Genomic DNA, 20,630 nt, shown 5'->3' with positions numbered 1-20,630 from the left:
GCAATCAGCGCTGACAGCGCGGACAGAAATAAGTGGACCGCTGGCCCTGCACGATCTGTTTGATCGGCGTGCCGCATACTCGGCAAGGCAGACCCGCGCGGTCATAAACGAAGTATTCGAGCTGGAAATAGCCGCTTTCACCATTGCTGCCGACGAAATCGCGCAGCGTGCTGCCGCCCTTCTCAATCGCCGAGGCCAGCACGGCGCGCACGGCGTCGGCAAGCAATTCGTAGCGCGCGAGCGAGACGCGCCCTGCGGCCGTGGTTGGCCGGATGCCCGCGCGAAAAAGACTTTCCGACGCGTAGATATTGCCAACGCCCACCACGATGTCGCCGGCGAGCAGCGCCTGCTTGACAGAAACCTTGCGGCCGCGCGTCTCGCGAAACAGCAGTGCGCCCGAGAATGCGGGCGTAAAGGGCTCGATGCCGAGATTCGCGAGCAGCGGATGGCCGAGTACGTCGCCCGCCTCGCGCGGATGCCAGAGCACGGCGCCGAAGCGGCGCGGGTCGCGAAAACGCAGCGTGAAGTCGTCGAATAGCCAGTCGACGTGATCGTGCTTTTCCGCGGCCGGCGGCTTTGGAAGATTGCGTAACACGCGCAGTGTGCCGGTCATGCCGAGATGAACGATGAACCAGCCCTCGTCGACCTCGAACAGCAGATACTTGCCGCGCCGGCCCACGGAACGAATCGTGCGCCCGCGCAGCGTGCGCGCGAGCGTGGCCGGCACGGGCCAGCGCAAGGCCGGATTGCGCACGTCCACACGCTCGACGCGGCGGCCCGCGACCCACGGCTCGATGCCCCTGCGGGTGACTTCAACTTCTGGCAGTTCTGGCATGTCTAAAGGCTTGTGAGATTGTGCCGGGACGATCCGGCGAGCGTAACAGGGCTGGTCTGCAACTTGCGTCATCGTTGTGCGCGTATTGTATCCAGCGCGTTACAATCGACCGAAACATTCGACGGAATTCCATGGAACTGTCTTTCGTAAAGCTGTTTGCGAAGCGCTCGCCTCAGGACTCCAAAGCGGAATCCGGACTGGGCTCCAAAGCGGTAGCGCCGCGCCTGCGCGAAGCCCTGCAATTGCGTGCGTTCGGACCCCGGCGCCTGATCGGCGCGGCGGTGCTCGCGGCTTGGGCGTTGAGCACGCCGGGCGCGTATGCGCAGGATCAGGCCCCCACCACGGACGACACTTCCGTCACCATGCCGGATGCGTTCGGTCCTGCCTCGCCTGACGAGAAGAAAGACCTGCCAGGCGTCGCGCTCTCAAGCCAGATCGTCTTCCAGGTGCTCGCCGCCGAAATTGCCCTGCAGCGCAATCAGCCGGCGCCGGCCTATCAAACCTATCTGGCGCTCACACGCGACACGCACGACCCGCGCATGGCGCAACGTGCGACGGAAATCGCACTTGCGGCGCAAAGCCCGACCGACGCGCTCACTGCCGTGCAACTCTGGCAACAGTACGCGCCGAATTCGGAGCGTGCGGCGCAGCTCGACGCATCGCTGCTCGTGCTCGCCGGCAAGCCCGCCGACGCGCAGCCGCTGCTCGCGCGCGAGCTGGCCCGCGTGCCGGCCGACAGCCGCAGCCAGGCGCTGCTCTCGCTGCAACTGCTGCTCTCGCGCGGCCCGAATCGCGCCGGCGGCCTCGACACGCTCAAGACGCTGCTCAAGGACGACATGAACCGCCCCGAGGCGCAGCTTGCCCTGGGTCGCCAGCAACTGCTCGTCGACGACGTGCCGGCTGCGCGCAAGTCGTTCGAGCAGGCGCTCGCCATCAGGCCGGACTACCTGCCCGCCGCGCTGATGCTTGCGCAGATGGGACCAGAGGAGCGCCAGGAAGGCATCGCGTCGATCGAAAAATATGTTCGGCAGAATCCGAAATCGCGTGAAGGACATCTTGCGCTCGCGCAAACGTACCTCGCCGCCGACCGCCTCGACGACGCGAAAAAGCAGTTCGAGACCCTGCACAAGGCCAATGCGACCGACCTGATGCCGCTGATGGCGCTCTCGCTCATCGACGTGCAGCAGAAGAAGTACGACGAGGCAAAGCAATATCTGATTCAGTACTCGCAGGCGGCGGAGAAAACGCCGGGAGCGGACCCGGGCCAGGGCTACATTTATCTCGCGCAGCTCGCCGCCGAGCAGAAGGACAACGCGGGTGCGCAGCAGTGGCTCGACAAGATCCAGCCCAATAGCCAGCAATACGTGCCCGCGCAGATCACGCGCGCGCAGATGCTCGACAAGCAGGGCAAGGTCGACGACGCACGCCGCCAGCTCGCGAGCATCCAGGCCGACGACCCGCGCGACCAGGCGCTGATCGCGCGCACCGACGCCGCCATCCTGTTCGACGCCAAGCGCTATCAGGAGGCGGAGACGCGCCTCGCCAAGGCCACGGCCGACTTTCCGGAAGACCCCGACCTCACCTATGACTACGCAATGGCCGCCGAAAAGACCAGTCACTACGAGGTCATGGAGGCGCAACTGCGCAAGCTGATCAAGACGCAGCCGGACAACCCGCAGGCCTACAACGCGCTCGGCTACTCGCTCGCGGATCGCAACCAGCGCCTGCCGGAAGCGGACAAGCTCGTCGAAAAAGCTTCGTCGCTCGCCCCTGACGACGCGTTCATCATGGACAGCGTGGGCTGGGTGAAGTACCGCATGGGCGATAACGCCGACGCCATCAAGGTATTGCGCCGGGCCTACAGCCTGCAGCCGAACGCCGAAATCGGCGCGCACCTCGGCGAGGTGCTGTGGAAGAACGGCGACCAGGACGGCGCGCGCGAGGCCTGGCGCGAGGCACGCAAGCTCGAACCCGATAACGACACACTCCTGAAAACGCTCAAGCGCTTCCAGGTCAACGATCTCTGATGGCTGAATCTCATCTGCATTCCCGCCCCACCGCCATTGCCGCCGCATTTGCGAGACGCTCCTCGCGCGGCGTGGCGGCGGCCGGGCTGCTCGCCGGATTGCTCACGCTCGCAGGCTGCGCGACGCAACCGCCGCACGAACCGTCCACCGCACGCGCCACGACTTCGCTCACCACGCAAACGAGCCGCGCCTACCACGGCCGCTTCGCCGTTCAGTACGACGACCAGCGCGGCCAGCAGCGCAACGCCTATGGCAATTTCGACTGGCGTGAAACCGACTCGACCGTGACGCTGCAACTGCTCAATCCGCTTGGGCAGACGCTTGCCGTCGTCACGTCGTCGCCGGCCACGGCCACGCTCGAACTGCCGAACAAGCAGCCGCTCACCGCCGACAACGTCAGCACACTGATGCAACAGGCGCTTGGCTTCGCGCTGCCCGTCGAGGGCTTGCGCTACTGGCTGCAGCCATCGGTTGCGCCAACGTCGCGCGCGCACACCATGCCCGACCCGAAAGATCCGCAGCGTCTCGCGCAGATCCAGCAGGACGGCTGGACCATCGACTATCTCGCCTACGCAGACGCGCCCGCCACCGGCGTCAAGCGCGTGAACCTCACGCGCGAAGATCCGCCGCTTCAGATCAAGCTCGTGCTCGACCAGTAAAGGAATCGCACCTGGCGGACGACTCTCGTCGCCGCTGGACGCCAAGCATCATGACCGAAACCCAGGACTCGCTGCGCGGCTGCCTCGCGCCCGCGAAACTCAATCTTTTCCTGCATATCACGGGTCGCCGGCCCAATGGCTATCACGACCTGCAGACCGTCTTCCAGTTGCTCGACTGGGGCGACACGCTGCATTTCAAGCGCCGCCTCGACGGCCGCATCACGCGCACGACGGAAGTCGACGGCGTACCGGCCGAGCACGACCTCACCGTGCGCGCCGCGACGTTGCTCAAGCAACATACCGGCACCAACGAAGGCGTCGAGATCGACATCGAAAAACGTCTGCCAATGGGCGCTGGTCTTGGCGGCGGCAGCTCGGATGCGGCCACCACGCTGCTCGCGCTCAATCGCCTGTGGAAACTCAATCTGCCGCGCGAGGAATTGCAGGCGCTCGCGCTCAAACTCGGCGCCGACGTGCCCTTCTTCGTATTCGGAAAAAATGCGTTCGCGGAGGGTGTTGGAGAGGCACTGGAGGCTGTACAATTGCCGGCGCGTCATTTTTTGGTTGTGACGCCGCGGGTTCATGTTCCTACTGCTGAAATTTTTTCAGAAAAGTCGTTGACAAGGGACACAAAGACCTGCACAATAGCAGTCTTTCTTGCACGACACGCAACGCAAAACGGATGGCCAGATAGTTTCGGCCAAAACGATATGCAAGCGGTTGTCGCAGAAAAATACGCGGAAGTAGCGCGGGTGCTCGAATGGTTTGGAAGTATCTCAAACAGCATCGCACCAGCGCGGATGACCGGGTCGGGCGCAAGTGTTTTTGCAGCGTTCGCCAGTCGGGCTGAAGCAGAAGCGGCGCAAGCGCAGCTTCCGGCAGACTGGAGAAGCGCAGTAACGTCGAGCCTGGACAAGCATCCACTCTTCACTTTCGCGGCATAGTTTTGCGTGATTGATCGCTCTACCGGTCAATCAGGCTCGAAGTTGAGTGTAGGGGAGTCGCCAAGTTGGTTAAGGCACCGGATTTTGATTCCGGCATGCGAGGGTTCGAGTCCTTCCTCCCCTGCCAAAAATTCTAAAGCAGTTCACCCAAGTAGTTCCTCTCGCCCCCCAAGTCCGCAGCAGGTGCATGATGAGCAGCCATGACGGCCTGATGGTTTTTACTGGCAACGCAAATCCCGCGCTTGCACAGGAAGTCGTCAAGATCCTCGGTATTCCCCTCGGTAAGGCTATGGTTAGCCGTTTTTCCGACGGTGAGATCCAGGTCGAAATCCAGGAAAACGTGCGCGGCAAGGACGTCTTCGTCCTCCAGTCGACCAGCGCACCGACCAACGACAACCTGATGGAACTGATGATCATGGTCGATGCGCTCAAACGCGCATCCGCAGGCCGGATCACCGCAGCCATCCCCTACTTCGGCTATGCCCGTCAAGACCGCCGCCCCCGTTCGGCGCGCGTCGCCATCTCGGCGAAGGTCGTGGCGAACATGCTGGAAATCGCGGGCGTCGAGCGGATCATCACGATGGATCTGCACGCTGACCAGATCCAGGGTTTCTTCGATATTCCCGTCGACAACATCTACGCAACGCCCGTGCTGCTCGGCGATCTGCGCAAGCAGAACTACGAGAACCTGCTGGTCGTTTCGCCGGACGTCGGCGGCGTGGTGCGCGCCCGTGCGCTCGCCAAGCAACTGAACTGCGATCTCGCGATCATCGACAAGCGTCGCCCGAAGGCGAACGTCGCCGAAGTGATGAACATCATCGGTGAAGTCGAAGGCCGCACCTGCGTGATCATGGACGACATGGTCGACACCGCCGGCACGCTCTGCAAGGCAGCACAAGTGCTCAAGGAACGCGGCGCGAAGAAGGTGTTCGCGTACGCCACGCACCCGGTTCTGTCGGGTGGCGCGGGCGAGCGTATCGCCGCTTCGGCGCTCGACGAACTGGTCGTGACCGATACGATTGCACTGGGCGCTGAAGCCCGTGCATGCGCGAAGATCCGTTCGCTCACGAGCGCGGGTCTACTGGCGGAAACGTTCTCACGTATCCGCCGCGGCGACTCGGTGATGTCGCTGTTCGCGGAAAGCTAAAAAGATTCGCGCCAAAGCGCGGCATTCGCAAGGATGCCGCGCTTTGGTGTAATCGGCGCAAGCGGACGAAGGTTTGCGCCGTATCGTAGGGGGCCCTTCCGGCAGCAACAATGCCTCAAGGACCCCGTTTTATTTACTGCCTGGTCGCGGGCAGTGCATTAACTGAGAACATCATGAAAGTCATCGCTTTCGAACGCAATCTGCAAGGTACGGGTGCGAGCCGCCGCCTGCGCAATGCTGGCAAGACGCCGGGCATCGTTTACGGTGTCGGCGCCGAGCCGCAAATGGTCGAGCTCGACCACAACGCGCTGTGGCACGCCCTGAAGAAGGAAGCCTTCCACTCGTCGATCCTCGACCTCGAAGTGGCCGGCAAGTCGCAGCAAGTCCTGCTGCGCGACGTGCAATATCACCCGTTCCGTCAGCTCGTGCTGCACGTGGACTTCCAGCGTGTCGATCCGAACAAGAAGATCCACACGAAGGTGCCCCTGCACTTCATGAACCAGGAAACCAACCCGGCCGTCAAGCTGGGTGGCGCGATCATCTCGCACGTTCTGGCTGAAATCGAAGTCCAGTGCCTGCCGGGCTCGCTGCCGGAATTCCTCGAAGTCGACCTCGCGAAGATCGAAGCGGGCCAATCGCTGCACGCCAAGGACATCACGCTGCCCGCAGGCGTGACGCTGGTCTCGCACGTTGAAGCCGAAAACCCGGTGATCGCGTCGGCACCCGTGCCGGCTGGCGCCCAGGCGGCTGCTGAAGGCGAAGAAGCACCGGCTGCAGAATAAGCGCCGCGGCTTTATTGCCCGCTGTACAGCAAATAAGCTGATCCTCTCGATCCGTTTCAAAGAAACGGACGACGTGACCCGCCGCGGTTCGCCCCGGCGGGTTTTTTTTCGCAGTTTTTTCGTACACTTGCGGATTGTTTCAACGAATTCTGCAGGCGGAACACCACAATGATCAGGTTGATCGTCGGGCTCGGCAATCCGGGCGCCGAATACACGGCAACGCGCCACAATGCGGGCTTCTGGCTCGTGGACCAGCTCGCGCGCGAAGCCGGCACGACGCTGCGCGACGAGCGGCGCTTCCACGGCCACTATGCGAAGGCGCGCCTCTATGGCGAGGAAGTGCATCTGCTCGAGCCGCAGACATATATGAACCGCTCGGGCCAGTCGGTCGTCGCGCTCGCGAACTTCTTCAAGATCCTGCCCGACGAGATCCTCGTCGCGCACGACGAGCTCGACCTGCCGCCCGGCAGCGTCAAGCTCAAGCTCGGCGGCGGCAGCGGCGGCCACAACGGCCTGAAGGACATTTCCGCGCATCTGTCGACGCAGCAATACTGGCGCCTGCGTATCGGTATCGGCCATCCGCGCGATCTGATTCCCGAAGGTGCGCGCGCGGGCGCGAAGCCCGACGTTGCGAATTACGTGCTCAAGCCGCCGCGCCGCGAGGAACAGGACGTGATCGACGCATCGATCGAGCGTGCGCTCGCCGTCATGCCCACTTTCGTGAAGGGCGAGGCCGAACGCGCCGTCATGCAACTGCATCGCAACGGCTGATTTTCGCCCGCGCAGCGCTGGCTGCGGGCTTCTGCGAGCTTTATTGGCAGGTCAATTCGAAGGATGGGACGGAACGGGTAAAGCCCTGTTCCGCTCGACAGGAGAACATCTTGAGTCGTTACTGGAGTGACATCGTCCACCGCCTCGTGCCCTACGTACCGGGCGAGCAGCCCGCGCTCACGAAGCCGGTGAAGCTCAACACCAACGAGAACCCGTACCCGCCCTCGCCGCGCGTGCTCGAAGCAATCCGCGCGGAGCTCGGCGAAACGGCCGCGTCGCTGCGCCTCTATCCGGATCCGGTCGCGAAACGTCTGCGCGCCGCCGTGGCCGCGCATCACGGCATCCGCGTGGATCAGGTGTTCGTCGGCAACGGCTCCGACGAAGTGCTCGCCCATGCGTTCCAGGCGCTGCTCAAGCACGACAAGCCGATCCTCTTTCCCGATATCACGTACAGCTTCTACCCGACCTATGCGCGTCTTTACGACGTCGAGTACCGCACGGTTCCGCTCGATGCGCAGTTCGCGATACGCGTCGACGACTATCTGCCGGCGAATGGCGCAACGAATGGCGGCGTGATCTTCCCGAATCCGAACGCGCCCACTGGCCACGCGCTGCCGCTCGCGGAAGTCGAGCGCCTCGTGGCGGCCAATGCCGATTCGGTCGTGATTGTGGACGAAGCGTATGTGGATTTCGGCGCAGAGTCGGCAATCGCGCTGATCGACCGCTACCCGAACCTGCTCGTCGTGCACACGACGTCGAAGTCGCGTCAGCTTGCGGGCATGCGCGTGGGCTTTGCGTTCGGCCACGCCGATCTGATCGACGCGCTCAACCGTGTGAAGGACAGCTTCAACTCGTATCCGCTCGACCGCCTGGCGCAAGCCGCGGCAACGGCAGCCTACGAGGACGCCGAGTGGCTCGCAACCACGAGCAAGCGTGTCATGGAGAGCCGTGCGCGGCTGACGGCATCGCTCACCGCGCTCGGCTTCGAAGTCGTGCCTTCGGCGGCCAATTTCGTGTTCGCGAAGCATCCTGCGCACGACGCGGCGCAGATTTCCGCGAAGCTGCGCGAAAAGGAGATCTTCGTGCGCCACTTCAACGCGCCGCGCGTGAACCAGCACCTGCGCATCTCGATCGGCACCGACGCCGAATGCGATACGTTGATCGAAGCGCTGAAGACGATCATTCGCTAATCGTCGGCAAAAGACTAGAACCAACAAAAAACGCGCCTTGTCGAGGCGCGTTTTCTATTTCTGCACGACTTTGACGGCAGCCGGCGCGTCAGGTGTTCGAAGCGTTCTTGGCCGCAGTCAACGCGCTGTACTTCTCCATCAGTTGCTCGTTCGACTCCACATGCTCCGGATTTTTCGGAATGCACTCGACCGGACAGACCTGGATGCACTGCGGCTCATCGAAGTGGCCAACGCATTCGGTGCACTTGTTCGGATCGATCACGTAGATTTCCGGGCCCATCGAAATTGCGTCGTTCGGGCACTCGGGCTCGCAGACGTCGCAATTGATGCACTCGTCGGTAATCATCAGGGCCATACTACTCTCGCTTTTCCCTTCAAAAACAACTAATTATAGCGCTGCGACCCGGGTCCTGCCGGGCTTTCGCAGCGCGCGGCCGCGAGCATGCTGAAAGGGATAGAACCGGCGCTGAACGATACGGCTGATACGGCGCGCGGCGCCGCTCAAGCCTTCGTCACGCCGGGCCGCCGAGCTCGGCCACCTTGTCCTGCAGCCGCTTTTCCACCGAAGGGAACACGAACTTGCTGACATCGCCGCCCAACTGGGCGATTTCGCGCACGATCGTGCCCGAAATAAACTGATACTGATCCGATGGCGTCATGAACATCGTTTCGACGTCGGGCAGGAGATACCGGTTCATGCCCGCCATCTGAAACTCGTATTCGAAGTCCGACACGGCGCGCAGACCGCGCACGATCACGCGCGCGTTGTTAGTGCGCACGAAATCCTTGAGCAGGCCCTTGAAGCTCATCACCTGGACGTTCGGATAATGGCCGAGCACCTCATGCGCAATGTCGAGCCGCTCTTCGAGCGAGAAGAACGGCTTCTTGTTGCGGCTGTCGGCGACACCGACCACCAGCGTGTCGAAAATGCTCGATGCGCGCCGCACGAGATCTTCGTGACCGCGCGTGAGCGGATCGAACGTACCGGGGTACACGGCGACTACCATGAGGCTTCTCCTCTCAACAGAAATGGGGCGCAATGTGCGGCTTATGCACAGCCTGCGCGAGTGCCTGCGTGGCGCCTGAAACCGCCCGCCCGCTTCTTTATCGAACGCGCATTATTCCTCATTTTCGCGTTGCAGCAAATGATAGCGAACCGCCCCAGCTTTGCCCTCGCGCACCACGGCCCAGCCCGCCAGCGCGGGCTGTACCGCGGGATCCACGGACTCGCCCGACTCCACGTAGAGCCAGCCATCCGGCGCGACGAGCGGTGCGGCCAACTCAAGCGAGCGCGCGAGAAGCGCGGCATCGCCGAACGGCGGATCGAGGAACACGACGTCGAACGAGCCCGGTGCGAGATTGGCGGCGAGGCGCAGCGCGTCGGCTTCGGCGACTTCGATCGTGCGGGCGGCAAGGCGCGCCTGGTTCGCGCGCAATTGCGCGGCGGCGCGCGCATTGCGCTCCACCATCACCACGCGCTGGGCGCCGCGCGACGCCGCTTCGAAGCCGAGCGCGCCACTGCCCGCGAACAGGTCGAGACAGCGCTGACCATCGAGCCGCTGGCCGAGCCAGTTGAAGAGCGTCTCGCGCACACGATCGGGCGTGGGGCGCAGGCCCTCGAGATCGAGCACCGGCAGCGGCGTGCGCTTCCAGTCGCCGCCGATGATACGGATCGTATGCGTGCCGCCAGCGCGGCCGGATTGCGCACCATGAGCTGCGCGGGCGCCCTGCGGGCGTGGGGAGGATGAACGGGCCATGCGTTTTTTTGCTGAGTGAATCGGTGCCGATGTGCGGGTGCCGATGGGCGCCGGCCGATGCCGGCCCGACGATGGCCGGACAGCGGCGGGCAGGTGCTACACGCCATGCGGGCAAGCGCCGCGACGGCCAATGCGCGAACGTTACCACAGGGCCGGGCGGGCACCGGATATGTACCGCACGCCTGCCGCAACGACGCGCCCGGGGGCGCCTGATAAAATAATGTGTTTTCCACGCGTTGCCCGCTTGAGCCACGTCGATGAGCGACGTCGATGACCGTCCCGCGGTCAGACCCGCAGCGCGTTTTCCTCACACCACACCATGTTCAGTTTCTTTAAACGACTCCGGGGCTCGAAGGGCGCCGGGAACGAGACGGCCGAAACCGATGCGGCGCCAGAAACAGTGCCCGACGCGTCCGACGACGAAAGCGCAGCGGCGCCGGCCCCGTCCAGTGCACCCGCTGCCCCCGTCACTCGCGCGCCCGCTCCGCAGGCGCCCAATGCGCCGCAAGCCGACGACACCCGGAAGGATTCGGAAGTCGAGCTCGAAGCCGTCGAAATCGTCCCGCCGCCCGCGCTCGACGCCAACGCAAAGAAGTCGTGGCTCTCGCGCCTGAAGTCGGGGCTTTCGAAGACGAGTTCCAACATTCAGAGCATCTTCGTCAACGCGAAGATCGACGACGACCTCTACGAAGAGCTCGAGACCGCGCTGCTGATGTCCGACGCGGGCGTCGACGCCACCGAGTACCTGCTGGAGACGCTGCGCCAGAAGGTGCGCGCCGAGCGCCTGACCGACGCCCAGCAAGTGAAGGACGCACTGCGGCAGTTGCTCATCGACTTGCTCAAGCCGCTCGAAAAATCGCTCATGCTGGGCCACGCGCAGCCGCTCGTGATGATGATCGCGGGCGTGAACGGCGCGGGCAAGACCACGAGCATCGGCAAGCTCGCAAAGCATATGCAGAGCTTCAACCAGAGCGTGCTGCTGGCCGCGGGCGACACGTTCCGCGCGGCCGCGCGCGAGCAACTCGCGATCTGGGGCGAGCGCAACAACGTGACGGTCGTGCAGCAAGAAAGCGGCGACCCGGCCGCCGTGATCTTCGACGCGGTGAGCGCGGCGCGCGCGCGCGGCATCAACGTGGTGATGGCCGATACGGCAGGCCGCCTGCCCACGCAGCTGCATCTCATGGATGAGCTCAAGAAGGTTAAGCGGGTAATCGGCAAGGCGCTCGACGGTGCGCCGCACGAAGTGCTGCTCGTGATCGACGCGAACACGGGCCAGAACGCGCTCACGCAGGTGAAGGTATTCGACGACGCGCTCGGCCTGACCGGCCTCGTCGTCACGAAGCTCGACGGCACCGCGAAGGGCGGCATTCTTGCCGCGATCGCGCGTCAGCGTCCGATCCCGGTGTACTTCATCGGCGTGGGCGAGAAGGTCGAGGACCTGCAACCGTTCGTGGCCGAAGAGTTCGCGGACGCGCTGCTCGGAAACTGATCCCGCTCCCAGCCAGGGGGCAAGGCGCGAGCCCAAAGCGCGCCCAAACACAAAAGGCGTCGTTCTCGCGAACGACGCCTTTTTTCATGCGCCTGACGACTCACGCGCCCAGTTCACTCGGCATCGGGCTGCACGCCCGGCGCCGCGCGCACGAACGCGTCGAGCTGCACCGCATGATCGTGAATGCGCTGGATGGTCGGATAGCGCGTCGTGTCGATCTTGAAGCGATGCGCGTTGTAGATCTGCGGCACGAGGCACAGGTCGGCGAGCGTCGGCGTATCGCCATAACAGAGCTTGCCCGTGCGCGGATCGTTCGCCAGACGCTCCTCCAGCGTGGTGAAGCCGGCTTCGATCCAGTGCCGATACCACGCATCCTTGGCCGCATCGTCCACGCCCAGCGTGTGCTTCAGATACCTCAGCACGCGCAGGTTGTCGACCGGATGGATCTCGCACGCAATCTGCAGCGCAATTGAGCGCACGTGCGCGCGGTCGGCGGGCAACTTCGGCAACAACGGCGGCTCGGGGTGCGTTTCCTCGAGATACTCGATGATCGCGAGCGATTGCTGGAGCGCGTGATTCTCATCGTCGATGAGCGTCGGCACGATCGCGTCGGGATTGATCTTGCGGTATGCGGGCTTCAGTTGCTCGCCACCCTCGCGCACCAGATGCACTGGCACGTACTCGTATGACAGGTTCTTCAGATTCAGCGCGATGCGCACGCGATACGACGCCGAACTGCGGAAATAGCTGTAAAGCTTCATGTTTTCCTCATGCCTCCTCTGTCGGCCGGAGTTAGTGCTTTAGCACTTTGCGATCCGGAGTTGGCGCTTTAGCGCTTGCTCCGGTCTCGCGCAGAGCGCTCCGGTCCCATGCAAAGCTATGCCCGCGTCACACTACGCGGACAGCGAATTCGCCGATGCCGTCCACACCGCCCTTCATCAGGTCGCCCGTATTCACTGCGCCGACGCCCTCCGGCGTGCCCGTATAGATCAGGTCGCCCGCCTTCAGTTCGAACAGCGTGGAGAGAAACGCGATAGTGTCGGCGACGGGCCAGATCATCTGCGAGATGTCCGAGCGCTGCTTCTCCTCGCCGTTCACCGAAAGCCAGATCGCGCCGCTGGCCATCTGGCCGACTTGCGCGACGGAATGAATCGGGCCGATGGGCGCGGAGTGGTCGAAGCCCTTCGCGGTGTCCCATGGGCGGCCGAGCTTCTTCGCTTCGGCTTGCAGGTCCCGACGCGTCATGTCGAGACCCAGCGCATAGCCAAACACGTGGTCGAGCGCGCGCTCGACGGGGATATTCTTGCCGCCCTTGCCGATCGCGGCGACCAGTTCCATCTCGAAGTGGACGTTCTGCGACTGGGCGGGATACGGGAATTCGGCGGTCTGGCCAGGCGCGACGTAGAGCAGCGCGTCAGCGGGCTTGGCGAAAAAGAACGGCGGCTCGCGGTTCGGATCGTGACCCATCTCACGCGCATGTGCCTCGTAATTGCGGCCGACGCAGTAGATGCGGCGCACCGGAAAGCGCGCATCGCTGCCGGCCACGGGCACAGCGGCTTGCGGCGCTGGGTCGAATACGTATGTCATCGGGTTCTCCGTCTTCTTGATAGGTCGCGCGCCATTACGCGCACACGGCAAAAGCGCGCACGGCAAGCGGGCGCGGCGCGCAGGCGCAGCGGCGAAGCCCACGCGACGTAGAACGCGAGTGTAACGCGCTGCGGCGCGCCTCAGCGCTCGTGCCGCTCGTGTCGCTCGTGCGATACTTCCCGTATCCCGGACTGCCCCTGGACCGATCCAGACCCAAGGCGCAGACTAAAGCAGCGCGTTGTGGCCGGGGTGCCCGGGGTGCCCATGAGTGCCCATGGACACCCATCGCGCTGCAATTGCTCTGCCCGCCCCCTGCACCACACCCACGCCGCCATGAACGTCCCCGACTCCACCGACACCTTCTCCTGCGCCCGCTTCATCAAGGAGATCGGCCGCGGGCCGCACGGCGCGCGCTCGCTGTCGCCGGAAGACACGCAGATGCTCTACACGGCGATGCTCGACGGCCGCGTGCCCGAGCTCGAACTGGGCGCGGTGCTGCTCGCCTACCGGCTAAAGGGCGAAACCGCCGCTGAGCTCGCCACGATGCTCGCGGCCGCGCACGCATCGTTCGCGCCTATCGCGGTGACCGAGGGCACCGAGAATACCAAGGGCACGTATCGCCCGGTATCGATTCCAAGCTACAACGGCGCGCGCAAGCAGCCAAACCTCGTGCCGCTGCTTGCGCTGCTGCTCGCGCGCGAAGGCGTGCCGACGCTCGTGCACGGCGTGACCGAAGATCCGGGCCGCGTGACCAGCGCAGAGATCTTCGCCGCGCTGAACCTGCCCGCCGCACGCGATCACGCCGAGATCGAGGCGCAACTCCGCGAGCGCCGCGCGGCGTTCGCGTCGATCGAAACGCTCGCCCCCAAGCTCGCGCGTCTCTTGTCGCTGCGCCGGCGCATGGGCGTGCGCAACTCAACGCATACGCTCGTCAAGCTGCTGCAGCCGTTCGCGCAGCCCGGCCTGCGGCTCGTGAACTACACGCATCCGGCCTATCGCGAGAGCCTGAGCGCACTGTTCGCCGCGCACCCGGACGCGGCCTTGGGCGGCGCGCTGCTCGCACGTGGCACCGAAGGCGAAGCCGTCGCCGATACGCGCCGCCAGGTGCAAGTGGACTGGCTGCACGACGGCATCTGCGAGACGCTGATCGAGCCGGTGCGCTCGTCGCCGGACATGCCAGAAGTCGACTTGCCCGAAGGCCGGGACGCCCCGACGACAGCGGCCTGGATCGAAGCGGTGCTGCGCGGCGACGCGCCGGTGCCCGAAGCCATCGCACTCCAGGTCGAGACAATCAAGCGCATCGCGAAACGTACATAGGGGCGCGTAGGGCCGCGCGAATTCCCTGTTGACACATTCGTCGGTCCTGACTTACATTGGACAAATGCGTTCCTTCCCGAACACCCTCCGAATTACCTCCGGCCGCCTAGCGGCCCTATCGCTACGTCTAGCGTAAGCCAGGCGTAGCGCTGCACGACCACCTCCCCGGTCGGCAGTCCTCCCAAGCCGTTCTCGCAGTACCCCAAACCGCAGTTTCTCTACAACCTAGTCGTCTGCATTCGTCCGTTTACCGTTCGGACGAGTCGCGAGGGTCAAAATGCACGTTGCATGGGCTTCGTTCATGTCCGCTTTTGCCGCGCCGGTTACCGCCGTCACCGTGGCCATCTTCTGCGCGTCCGCGGTTGCCGCCCGTTCGCCCAAAACTGTGCGCATCGTGCCTCGTCGTCAGCAAGCCAGCCGCCCGCTGCCGACCGCCATCGCAAACGACACCCCGAAGAACGAGGCATGTCATGTTGCGTAATCCCGCCGAGAAATACCGTCCCTTCCCCGCTGTCCGTTTGAACGGCCGCCGATGGCCCACGCGCACCGTCGAGCGCGCGCCCGTCTGGATGAGCACCGACCTGCGCGACGGCAACCAGTCGCTGATCGAACCGATGAGCATCGAGCAGAAGCTCGAGTTCTTCGAGATGCTGGTCGCGATTGGCTTCAAGGAGATCGAAGTCGGCTTTCCGTCGGCGTCGCAAACCGACTTCGATTTCGTGCGCAAGCTGATCGAGCAAAAGCGCATTCCCGAGGACGTGACGATCGAAGTGCTCGTGCAATCGCGCGAAGAGCTCATCGCCCGCACGTTCGAGGCACTCGAAGGCGCGCCGCGCGCGATCGTGCATCTCTACAACGCGATCTGCCCGTCGTTCCGCAAGATCGTGTTCGGGCAGTCGAAGGACGAGGTCAAGGCGCTCGCAGTGGAAGGCACACGCCTCATCCGCCAGTACGCCGACGCGCGCCCCGGCACGCATTGGATCTACCAGTATTCGCCGGAAACCTTCAGCATGACCGAGCTTTCGTTCGCTCGCGAAGTCTGCGACGCCGTCGCCCAGACCTGGCGCCCGACGCGCGATCACAAGATGATCGTGAATCTGCCTGCGACCGTCGAAGCCGCGATGCCCAACGTCTACGCTGACCAGATCGAGTGGATGGACCGCAATCTCGCGTACCGCGACAGCATCGTGCTCTCGGTGCATCCGCACAACGACCGCGGCACGGCCGTGGCCGCCGCAGAAATGGCGCTGCTCGCGGGCGCGGACCGCATCGAAGGGTGCCTGTTCGGCAACGGCGAGCGCACCGGCAACGTCGACCTCGTTACGCTCGCGATGAACCTCTACACGCAGGGCATCGACCCGGGCCTCGACTTCTCCGATATCGACGCCGTGCGCCGCGTGGTCGAGCGCTGCAACCAGTTGCCGGTGCATCCGCGCCACCCGTATGCGGGCGACCTCGTGTTCACGGCGTTCTCGGGCTCGCATCAGGACGCGATCCGCAAGGGCTTCGCGCAGCAAAAGCCCGACGCGCTCTGGGAAGTGCCCTATTTGCCGATCGACCCCGCCGATCTCGGCCGCAGCTATGACGCGGTGATCCGCGTGAACAGCCAGTCGGGCAAGGGCGGCGCCACGTGGCTGCTCGAGCGCGGCATGGGCTTCACGCCGCCGCGCCGCGTGCAGATCGAATTCAGCCACGCCGTGCAGACCGTCACCGACGGCTCGGGCGAAGAAATCACGAGCGAGGCAATTTGCGGCCTCTTCTCGCGCGAATATCTCGAGACGCGCGGACCGGCCGCACACGTCGGCGCTGAACGTATGCGCTGGGAGGGCCGCGATGTCGCCGTGCCGGTGGCGACGCAGATCGACGAAGCCCACGCGCAGGCCGTGGCCGGAGCAATCTCGGTAGCCGCGGGTGAAAGTATCGAAGTCACGTCGTTCGAGACCGTGCGCACGGCGCAAGGCGCCACGGCAGTCTTCGTCGGCTGCCGTGTTGGCGGCCAGCCGCTGCGTCACGGCGTGGGCGTTGCCGACGACGCCTCGCACGCGGCCATCGCCGCAATGGTGAGCGCCGTCAACCGCGCCGCCTGGCCGCAGGTCGACCGTCGCGCGGCGGCTTGATCAGGGAAACGAGCACGGAAACAAGCACAAGAGGGTGTCGCCGCGCTGGAGCGCGACGACACAGCGAAACCAGCGGTTTAGTAGAAGCAGTGCCAGGACTTTGCGTTGAGCGCTAGCGGCAAAACGGGCCGCCAGCGTGCGCCCGACATGCCCAGCAGGCAATGTCGGCGAGTGGACCTACCGGTCATCACTCGACAGCGCAACGCGTCGCCTGCCACGCGAGCAGACGCCAGTGGCCATCCTCCTGCGTCTGGATCGCGGTATAGGCAATGGGATAGAGCAGCGCACCGTTGTTCGCTTCCATTTCGATCAGCGCGCGGCCCGAGATCACACAGGTCTCGCGCCCCACCGGCAGCACGTCCTGCGACTGGACCTCGATCTGGCGATAGCGGCGACGCCCCGCCGTGATCGCGTCGATGAACTGCTGTTTGGTCTCGCGTTTGCCGTTGGTGTGGATGAAGGTGGCATTGTCGGACAGGAGTTGATCCAGCGACGAGCCGTCGCCGTCCACCATCGCGCGAAACCGCTCGCGCTCCAGTCCGCGAATCGCATCGATTACTTTTGCAGCCATTGCTCGAGCCCCTTGCGCAAGAGTTCGCATCATCGCGTCGACCCGCGCCGAAGATTGATCGCACGCGTCTCGTTGAAATCTATACCAGGTTTTGACGCGTGGAAACTTGCGATCAAAAGGACCGCGCCCATATGAGGGTTACGCGACACAGACGCATGACGAAGCGCGCCTGTATGTCGCATCGCAGCACTTTTGGGCCGATCCAGTGTCTACTGGAAAGACTCCGGGATAGATGCCCGCTCCAAAATCCGGGCCGGATTCAAAGCATCGCCCCAAGGCGCCAACAACCCGAAAACCGTCGATTCCAGCCCTTTTTCTTCGCCGCATCCGCAGCGAATGACAGCCTCGTTCTAGAGTGTTCCTTCGGCCCCAGACACTGCGCGGGACCGCAACGGGCGGCAAGCCCCGTCCAGCTTGCCTCTCATGGTTTCGCTGAAATCTATCGAAACAAATATTTCGATAGGGTTATCGGAACCTTGAAGCCCCTACAGACTCGAAGTATTAGCACTCGATAATTGAGAGTGCTAACATCCACCGTGGAGTCGAAGTCCGACTTTTGCAAGATTCCTGAGGAGTTCGCTACGTGAGCAACGCAATGACCATGACCCTTCCGAATATGCTTAGCCCGTCGTCGGCCAAGGCCGGGGGTTCGGGTGTACTGGCGCTCGCGAACGCTTCCATGCTGCCTGGCCAACTGGGCAACATCGACGCCTACATTCAGGCCGTGAACCGGATCCCGATGTTGACGCCGCAAGAGGAGCGCCAGTTCGCGACCGAGTATCGCGAGCAAAACAATCTCGAAGGCGCACGACGCCTCGTGCTGTCGCACCTGCGCCTCGTGGTGTCGATCGCGCGCAATTATTTGGGCTATGGCCTGCCGCATGCCGACCTGATCCAGGAAGGCAATATCGGCCTGATGAAGGCAGTAAAGCGCTTTGACCCCGAGCAAAACGTACGTCTCGTCTCGTACGCCATGCACTGGATCAAGGCGGAGATCCATGAGTACATCCTGCGCAACTGGCGCATGGTGAAGGTCGCCACGACCAAGGCGCAGCGCAAGCTGTTCTTCAATCTGCGCAGCCACAAGCAGGGCCTGCAGTCGTTCACGCCCGAGGAAATCGAAGGCCTCGCGCAGGAACTGAACGTGAAGCGCGAAGAAGTCGTGGAGATGGAAACGCGCCTCTCGGGTTCGGATATCGCGCTCGAAAGCCAGACCGAAGACGGCGAAGAGTCGTTCGCCCCGATCGCGTGGCTCGCCGACTCGCACAGCGAGCCGACCGCCGTGATCGCCGCACGTCAGCGCGACCGTCTGCAATCGGACGGCATCGCGAGCGCGCTGGAAGCACTCGATGCGCGCAGCCGCCGCATCATCGAAGCGCGCTGGCTGAACGTCGAAGACGACGGCTCGGGCGGCTCGACGCTGCACGAGCTGGCCGACGAGTTCGGCGTTTCGGCTGAGCGTATTCGTCAGATCGAAGCAAGCGCCATGAAGAAGATGCGCACGGCGCTGGCTGACTACAGCTAAGGCACCGAGTCGCACGGCGCGGCCCCACGAGGCTGCGCCTGCAAGCGCGTTCCGCGAGGCCCCACTCTTACCGAGAGCGGGGCCTTTTCCTTTTGAGCGTTCAGGCAGCCTGCAAGGCAAGCTCGCGTGCATAGCGCTGCGCCGCGCTCCCCACGACGATGTGCAGCGTATCCGCCGACACCCAGGCCACGTCGAGCGTGCCAAGCTGCGCACGGTCGACCGCGGCCGGGTCGCGCACGATCACGCGCAAGCGCGTGACCGCAACCGCGTCGAGCGAGACGATGTTCGCCGCGCCGCCCAGCACCGCCAGCCAGCGCGACGGATTCGGGTCGAGCGGGCCAGCTTCGTCGTCCGTACTGGCCGATGACTGCGCCGAAAATTGCGCTGCCGCCTGCGCCACCGGTGCCGCTTTCGCCGCCGCAGCAGCCGGGCGGCCGCTGGCGATCTCGCGACGGATCTCGTCGGCGATCATGTCGGCTTCCGGCCCGATGATGACCTGCACGCTTTCGCCGCCGCGCTTGAGCACGCCACGCGCGCCGATTGCCTTCAGCACCGGCTCCGAAACGTGGGCCGGATCGGCCACCGTGAGACGCAGGCGTGTCGTGCATGCATCGACCACCTTCAGGTTGGCCGCGCCGCCGAGCGCATCGATATAACGCGCCGCGCGCGAGAGCCCCGTGGCCGCTGCCGCATCGCCGGCCGCGACTTCCACGCCCGCCATCGACGAGGCGATTGCCGTGTCGCCGGCCGAGGCTTCGCGGCCCGGAGTCGGTAGATTGAAGCGGCGGATGAAGAAGCGGAACAGCGCGTAGTAGACCACCGCATAGGCGATACCGAGCGGAATCGCTTCCCAGCCGTGCGTCGAAAGACCGTAGTTCAGCACGTAGTCGATCGCGCCCGCCGAGAATGTGAAGCCGAGCTTGATATTCAGCAGCGAGCAAATCGCGAGCGACAGGCCCGTGAGCACGGCGTGGATACCGTAGAGCACCGGCGCGAGGAACATGAAGGTGAACTCGATCGGCTCGGTCACGCCCGTGAGGAACGAGGTGAGCGCCATCGAGAGCAGCAGGCCGCCCACCATCGCGCGGCGCTCCTTGGGCGCCTCGTGCAGCATCGCGAGACACGCAGCCGGCAGGCCGAACATCATCACCGGGAAGAAGCCGGCCATGAAGCCGCCCGCGGTGGGATCGCCCGCGAAGAAGCGGTGCAGGTCGCCGGTCACGGCCGCGCCGCCGGCGGGCGTAAACGAGCCGAACACGAACCACACGAGCGAGTTCAGGATGTGGTGCAGCCCGGTCACGAGCAGCAGCCGGTTCAGCAAGCCGTAGACGAACGTGCCGATCGCGCCCGCCGTGGTGAGCCAGTGGCCCGCCGTGTCGATCGCGTGCTGCACCGGCCCCCACGCATAGCCAAACGCAATGCCGAGCACGAGACACACGAGCCCGGTCACGATCGGCACGAAGCGCTTGCCGCCGAAGAAGGCCAGGAACTCGGGCAGCTTGATGTCCTTGAAGCGGTTGTACAGCATCCCCGCCACGACGCCGGCCACGACGCCCGAGAGCACGCCCATGTTGAGCTTGTCGTTGATGTCCTTCATCACGGCGGTCTCGACCAGATAGCCGAGCGCGCCCGCGAGCGCCGCCACGCCGTTATTGTCCTTCGCGAAGCCCACCGCGATGCCGATTGCGAACAGCAGCGGCAGATTGTCGAAGATCGCGCCGCCTGCGTCGGCGATGATCTTGATGTTGAGCATGTCGGCCTGCCCGAAGCGCAGCAGAATGCCGGCCACCGGCAGTACTGCGATCGGAAGCATCAGCGCGCGGCCGAGGCTCTGAATCTTGAGAAACGGATTGCCATCCATTGAAATGCCTCCAGTCCCTGTCTGTTGCGTGACAAGTGAGATGAGATAAAC

Annotated in this window: 20 protein-coding genes and 1 tRNA gene; 13 read left to right on the top strand and 8 right to left on the bottom strand. The window is 64.2% G+C overall.

Annotated elements, in window-relative coordinates; genetic code table 11:
• Window positions 1-4 precede the first annotated feature (4 nt).
• Window positions 5-835, bottom strand: a complete 831-nt coding sequence (mutM, locus tag L5014_RS28265) for a bifunctional DNA-formamidopyrimidine glycosylase/DNA-(apurinic or apyrimidinic site) lyase (protein ID WP_238467099.1) — start codon at window positions 833-835, stop codon at window positions 5-7.
• A 131-nt stretch (window positions 836-966) separates the two neighbouring features.
• Here mutM and L5014_RS28260 point away from each other — a divergent pair, with 131 nt between their 5' ends.
• The 8 genes from L5014_RS28260 (at window position 967) to hisC (ending at window position 8,355) form a co-directional block, all read left to right on the top strand.
• A complete protein-coding gene (locus L5014_RS28260; RefSeq protein ID WP_238467098.1) occupies window positions 967-2,862 on the top strand; it encodes a tetratricopeptide repeat protein in 1,896 nt (631 codons plus the stop codon).
• The gene (lolB, locus tag L5014_RS28255; protein WP_238467097.1) at window positions 2,862-3,521 is read left to right on the top strand and encodes a lipoprotein insertase outer membrane protein LolB; all 660 of its coding nucleotides are present in this window, start codon (window positions 2,862-2,864) and stop codon (window positions 3,519-3,521) included. Before L5014_RS28260 ends, lolB begins: the two co-directional genes overlap by 1 nt.
• A 50-nt stretch (window positions 3,522-3,571) precedes the next feature.
• Window positions 3,572-4,465 (top strand): 4-(cytidine 5'-diphospho)-2-C-methyl-D-erythritol kinase, encoded by an 894-nt coding sequence (ispE, locus tag L5014_RS28250; protein WP_238467096.1) that lies wholly within the window; start codon window positions 3,572-3,574, stop codon window positions 4,463-4,465.
• A 50-nt stretch (window positions 4,466-4,515) separates the two neighbouring features.
• A tRNA-Gln gene (locus tag L5014_RS28245) sits at window positions 4,516-4,592 on the top strand.
• A gap of 63 nt (window positions 4,593-4,655) precedes the next feature.
• Window positions 4,656-5,612 carry a ribose-phosphate pyrophosphokinase gene (locus tag L5014_RS28240; RefSeq protein WP_238467119.1) on the top strand — a complete coding sequence of 319 codons (957 nt, stop codon included), beginning with the start codon at window positions 4,656-4,658 and terminating at the stop codon, window positions 5,610-5,612.
• A 173-nt stretch (window positions 5,613-5,785) separates the two neighbouring features.
• On the top strand, window positions 5,786-6,394 hold the full coding sequence (locus L5014_RS28235) for a 50S ribosomal protein L25/general stress protein Ctc (RefSeq protein WP_238467095.1): 609 nt from the start codon (window positions 5,786-5,788) through the stop codon (window positions 6,392-6,394).
• A 168-nt stretch (window positions 6,395-6,562) separates the two neighbouring features.
• Window positions 6,563-7,165: an aminoacyl-tRNA hydrolase gene (gene pth, locus L5014_RS28230; protein WP_238467094.1), complete on the top strand. Its 603-nt coding sequence runs from the start codon at window positions 6,563-6,565 to the stop codon at window positions 7,163-7,165.
• 110 nt (window positions 7,166-7,275) lie between these two features.
• The gene (hisC, locus tag L5014_RS28225; RefSeq protein WP_238467093.1) at window positions 7,276-8,355 is read left to right on the top strand and encodes a histidinol-phosphate transaminase; all 1,080 of its coding nucleotides are present in this window, start codon (window positions 7,276-7,278) and stop codon (window positions 8,353-8,355) included.
• An 88-nt stretch (window positions 8,356-8,443) separates the two neighbouring features.
• Here the strand turns inward: hisC and L5014_RS28220 are convergent, their stop codons facing one another.
• The 3 genes from L5014_RS28220 to rsmD form a co-directional block, all read right to left on the bottom strand.
• Window positions 8,444-8,710 carry a YfhL family 4Fe-4S dicluster ferredoxin gene (locus tag L5014_RS28220; RefSeq protein ID WP_238467092.1) on the bottom strand — a complete coding sequence of 89 codons (267 nt, stop codon included), beginning with the start codon at window positions 8,708-8,710 and terminating at the stop codon, window positions 8,444-8,446.
• Between the two features lie 157 nt (window positions 8,711-8,867).
• Window positions 8,868-9,362, bottom strand: coding sequence for a pantetheine-phosphate adenylyltransferase (gene coaD, locus L5014_RS28215; RefSeq protein ID WP_238467091.1), 495 nt, complete (start codon window positions 9,360-9,362; stop codon window positions 8,868-8,870).
• A 111-nt stretch (window positions 9,363-9,473) separates the two neighbouring features.
• Complete coding sequence (rsmD, locus tag L5014_RS28210; protein WP_238467090.1) at window positions 9,474-10,112, bottom strand: 16S rRNA (guanine(966)-N(2))-methyltransferase RsmD; 639 nt, start codon at window positions 10,110-10,112, stop codon at window positions 9,474-9,476.
• Between the two features lie 319 nt (window positions 10,113-10,431).
• On the opposite strand from rsmD, the gene ftsY reads away from it, so the two are divergent.
• Window positions 10,432-11,601, top strand: a complete 1,170-nt coding sequence (gene ftsY / locus L5014_RS28205) for a signal recognition particle-docking protein FtsY (RefSeq protein ID WP_238467089.1) — start codon at window positions 10,432-10,434, stop codon at window positions 11,599-11,601.
• A gap of 113 nt (window positions 11,602-11,714) precedes the next feature.
• On the opposite strand, the gene maiA is transcribed toward ftsY, so the two are convergent.
• A complete protein-coding gene (gene maiA, locus L5014_RS28200; RefSeq protein WP_238467088.1) occupies window positions 11,715-12,362 on the bottom strand; it encodes a maleylacetoacetate isomerase in 648 nt (215 codons plus the stop codon).
• Between the two features lie 127 nt (window positions 12,363-12,489).
• Window positions 12,490-13,188, bottom strand: coding sequence for a fumarylacetoacetate hydrolase family protein (locus L5014_RS28195; protein ID WP_238467087.1), 699 nt, complete (start codon window positions 13,186-13,188; stop codon window positions 12,490-12,492).
• A gap of 333 nt (window positions 13,189-13,521) precedes the next feature.
• Here L5014_RS28195 and ybiB point away from each other — a divergent pair, with 333 nt between their 5' ends.
• From ybiB to leuA, 3 genes are all read left to right on the top strand, one after another.
• The gene (gene ybiB, locus L5014_RS28190) at window positions 13,522-14,505 is read left to right on the top strand and encodes a DNA-binding protein YbiB (RefSeq protein ID WP_238467086.1); all 984 of its coding nucleotides are present in this window, start codon (window positions 13,522-13,524) and stop codon (window positions 14,503-14,505) included.
• A gap of 301 nt (window positions 14,506-14,806) precedes the next feature.
• The gene (locus tag L5014_RS28185; protein WP_238467085.1) at window positions 14,807-14,986 is read left to right on the top strand and encodes a hypothetical protein; all 180 of its coding nucleotides are present in this window, start codon (window positions 14,807-14,809) and stop codon (window positions 14,984-14,986) included.
• Complete coding sequence (gene leuA, locus L5014_RS28180; RefSeq protein ID WP_238467084.1) at window positions 14,976-16,622, top strand: 2-isopropylmalate synthase; 1,647 nt, start codon at window positions 14,976-14,978, stop codon at window positions 16,620-16,622. The genes L5014_RS28185 and leuA overlap by 11 nt, the downstream gene beginning before the upstream one ends.
• Window positions 16,623-16,809: 187 nt before the next feature.
• Here leuA and L5014_RS28175 read toward each other — a convergent pair whose 3' ends face one another.
• Window positions 16,810-17,193, bottom strand: coding sequence for a nuclear transport factor 2 family protein (locus tag L5014_RS28175; protein WP_238467083.1), 384 nt, complete (start codon window positions 17,191-17,193; stop codon window positions 16,810-16,812).
• A 583-nt stretch (window positions 17,194-17,776) separates the two neighbouring features.
• Here L5014_RS28175 and rpoH point away from each other — a divergent pair.
• On the top strand, window positions 17,777-18,718 hold the full coding sequence (gene rpoH, locus L5014_RS28170; protein WP_238467082.1) for an RNA polymerase sigma factor RpoH: 942 nt from the start codon (window positions 17,777-17,779) through the stop codon (window positions 18,716-18,718).
• A 100-nt stretch (window positions 18,719-18,818) separates the two neighbouring features.
• Here rpoH and nagE read toward each other — a convergent pair whose 3' ends face one another.
• The gene (gene nagE / locus L5014_RS28165; RefSeq protein WP_238467081.1) at window positions 18,819-20,579 is read right to left on the bottom strand and encodes an N-acetylglucosamine-specific PTS transporter subunit IIBC; all 1,761 of its coding nucleotides are present in this window, start codon (window positions 20,577-20,579) and stop codon (window positions 18,819-18,821) included.
• Between the last annotated feature and the right edge of the window lie 51 nt (window positions 20,580-20,630).

Origin of the sequence: Paraburkholderia tagetis (assembly GCF_022213065.1) — a bacterium.
In the GTDB taxonomy this organism is placed as follows: Bacteria; Pseudomonadota; Gammaproteobacteria; order Burkholderiales; family Burkholderiaceae; genus Paraburkholderia; species Paraburkholderia tagetis.
Note: the sequence above shows the minus strand (reverse complement) of the source record. Positions and strands in the feature narration are given on the sequence as shown.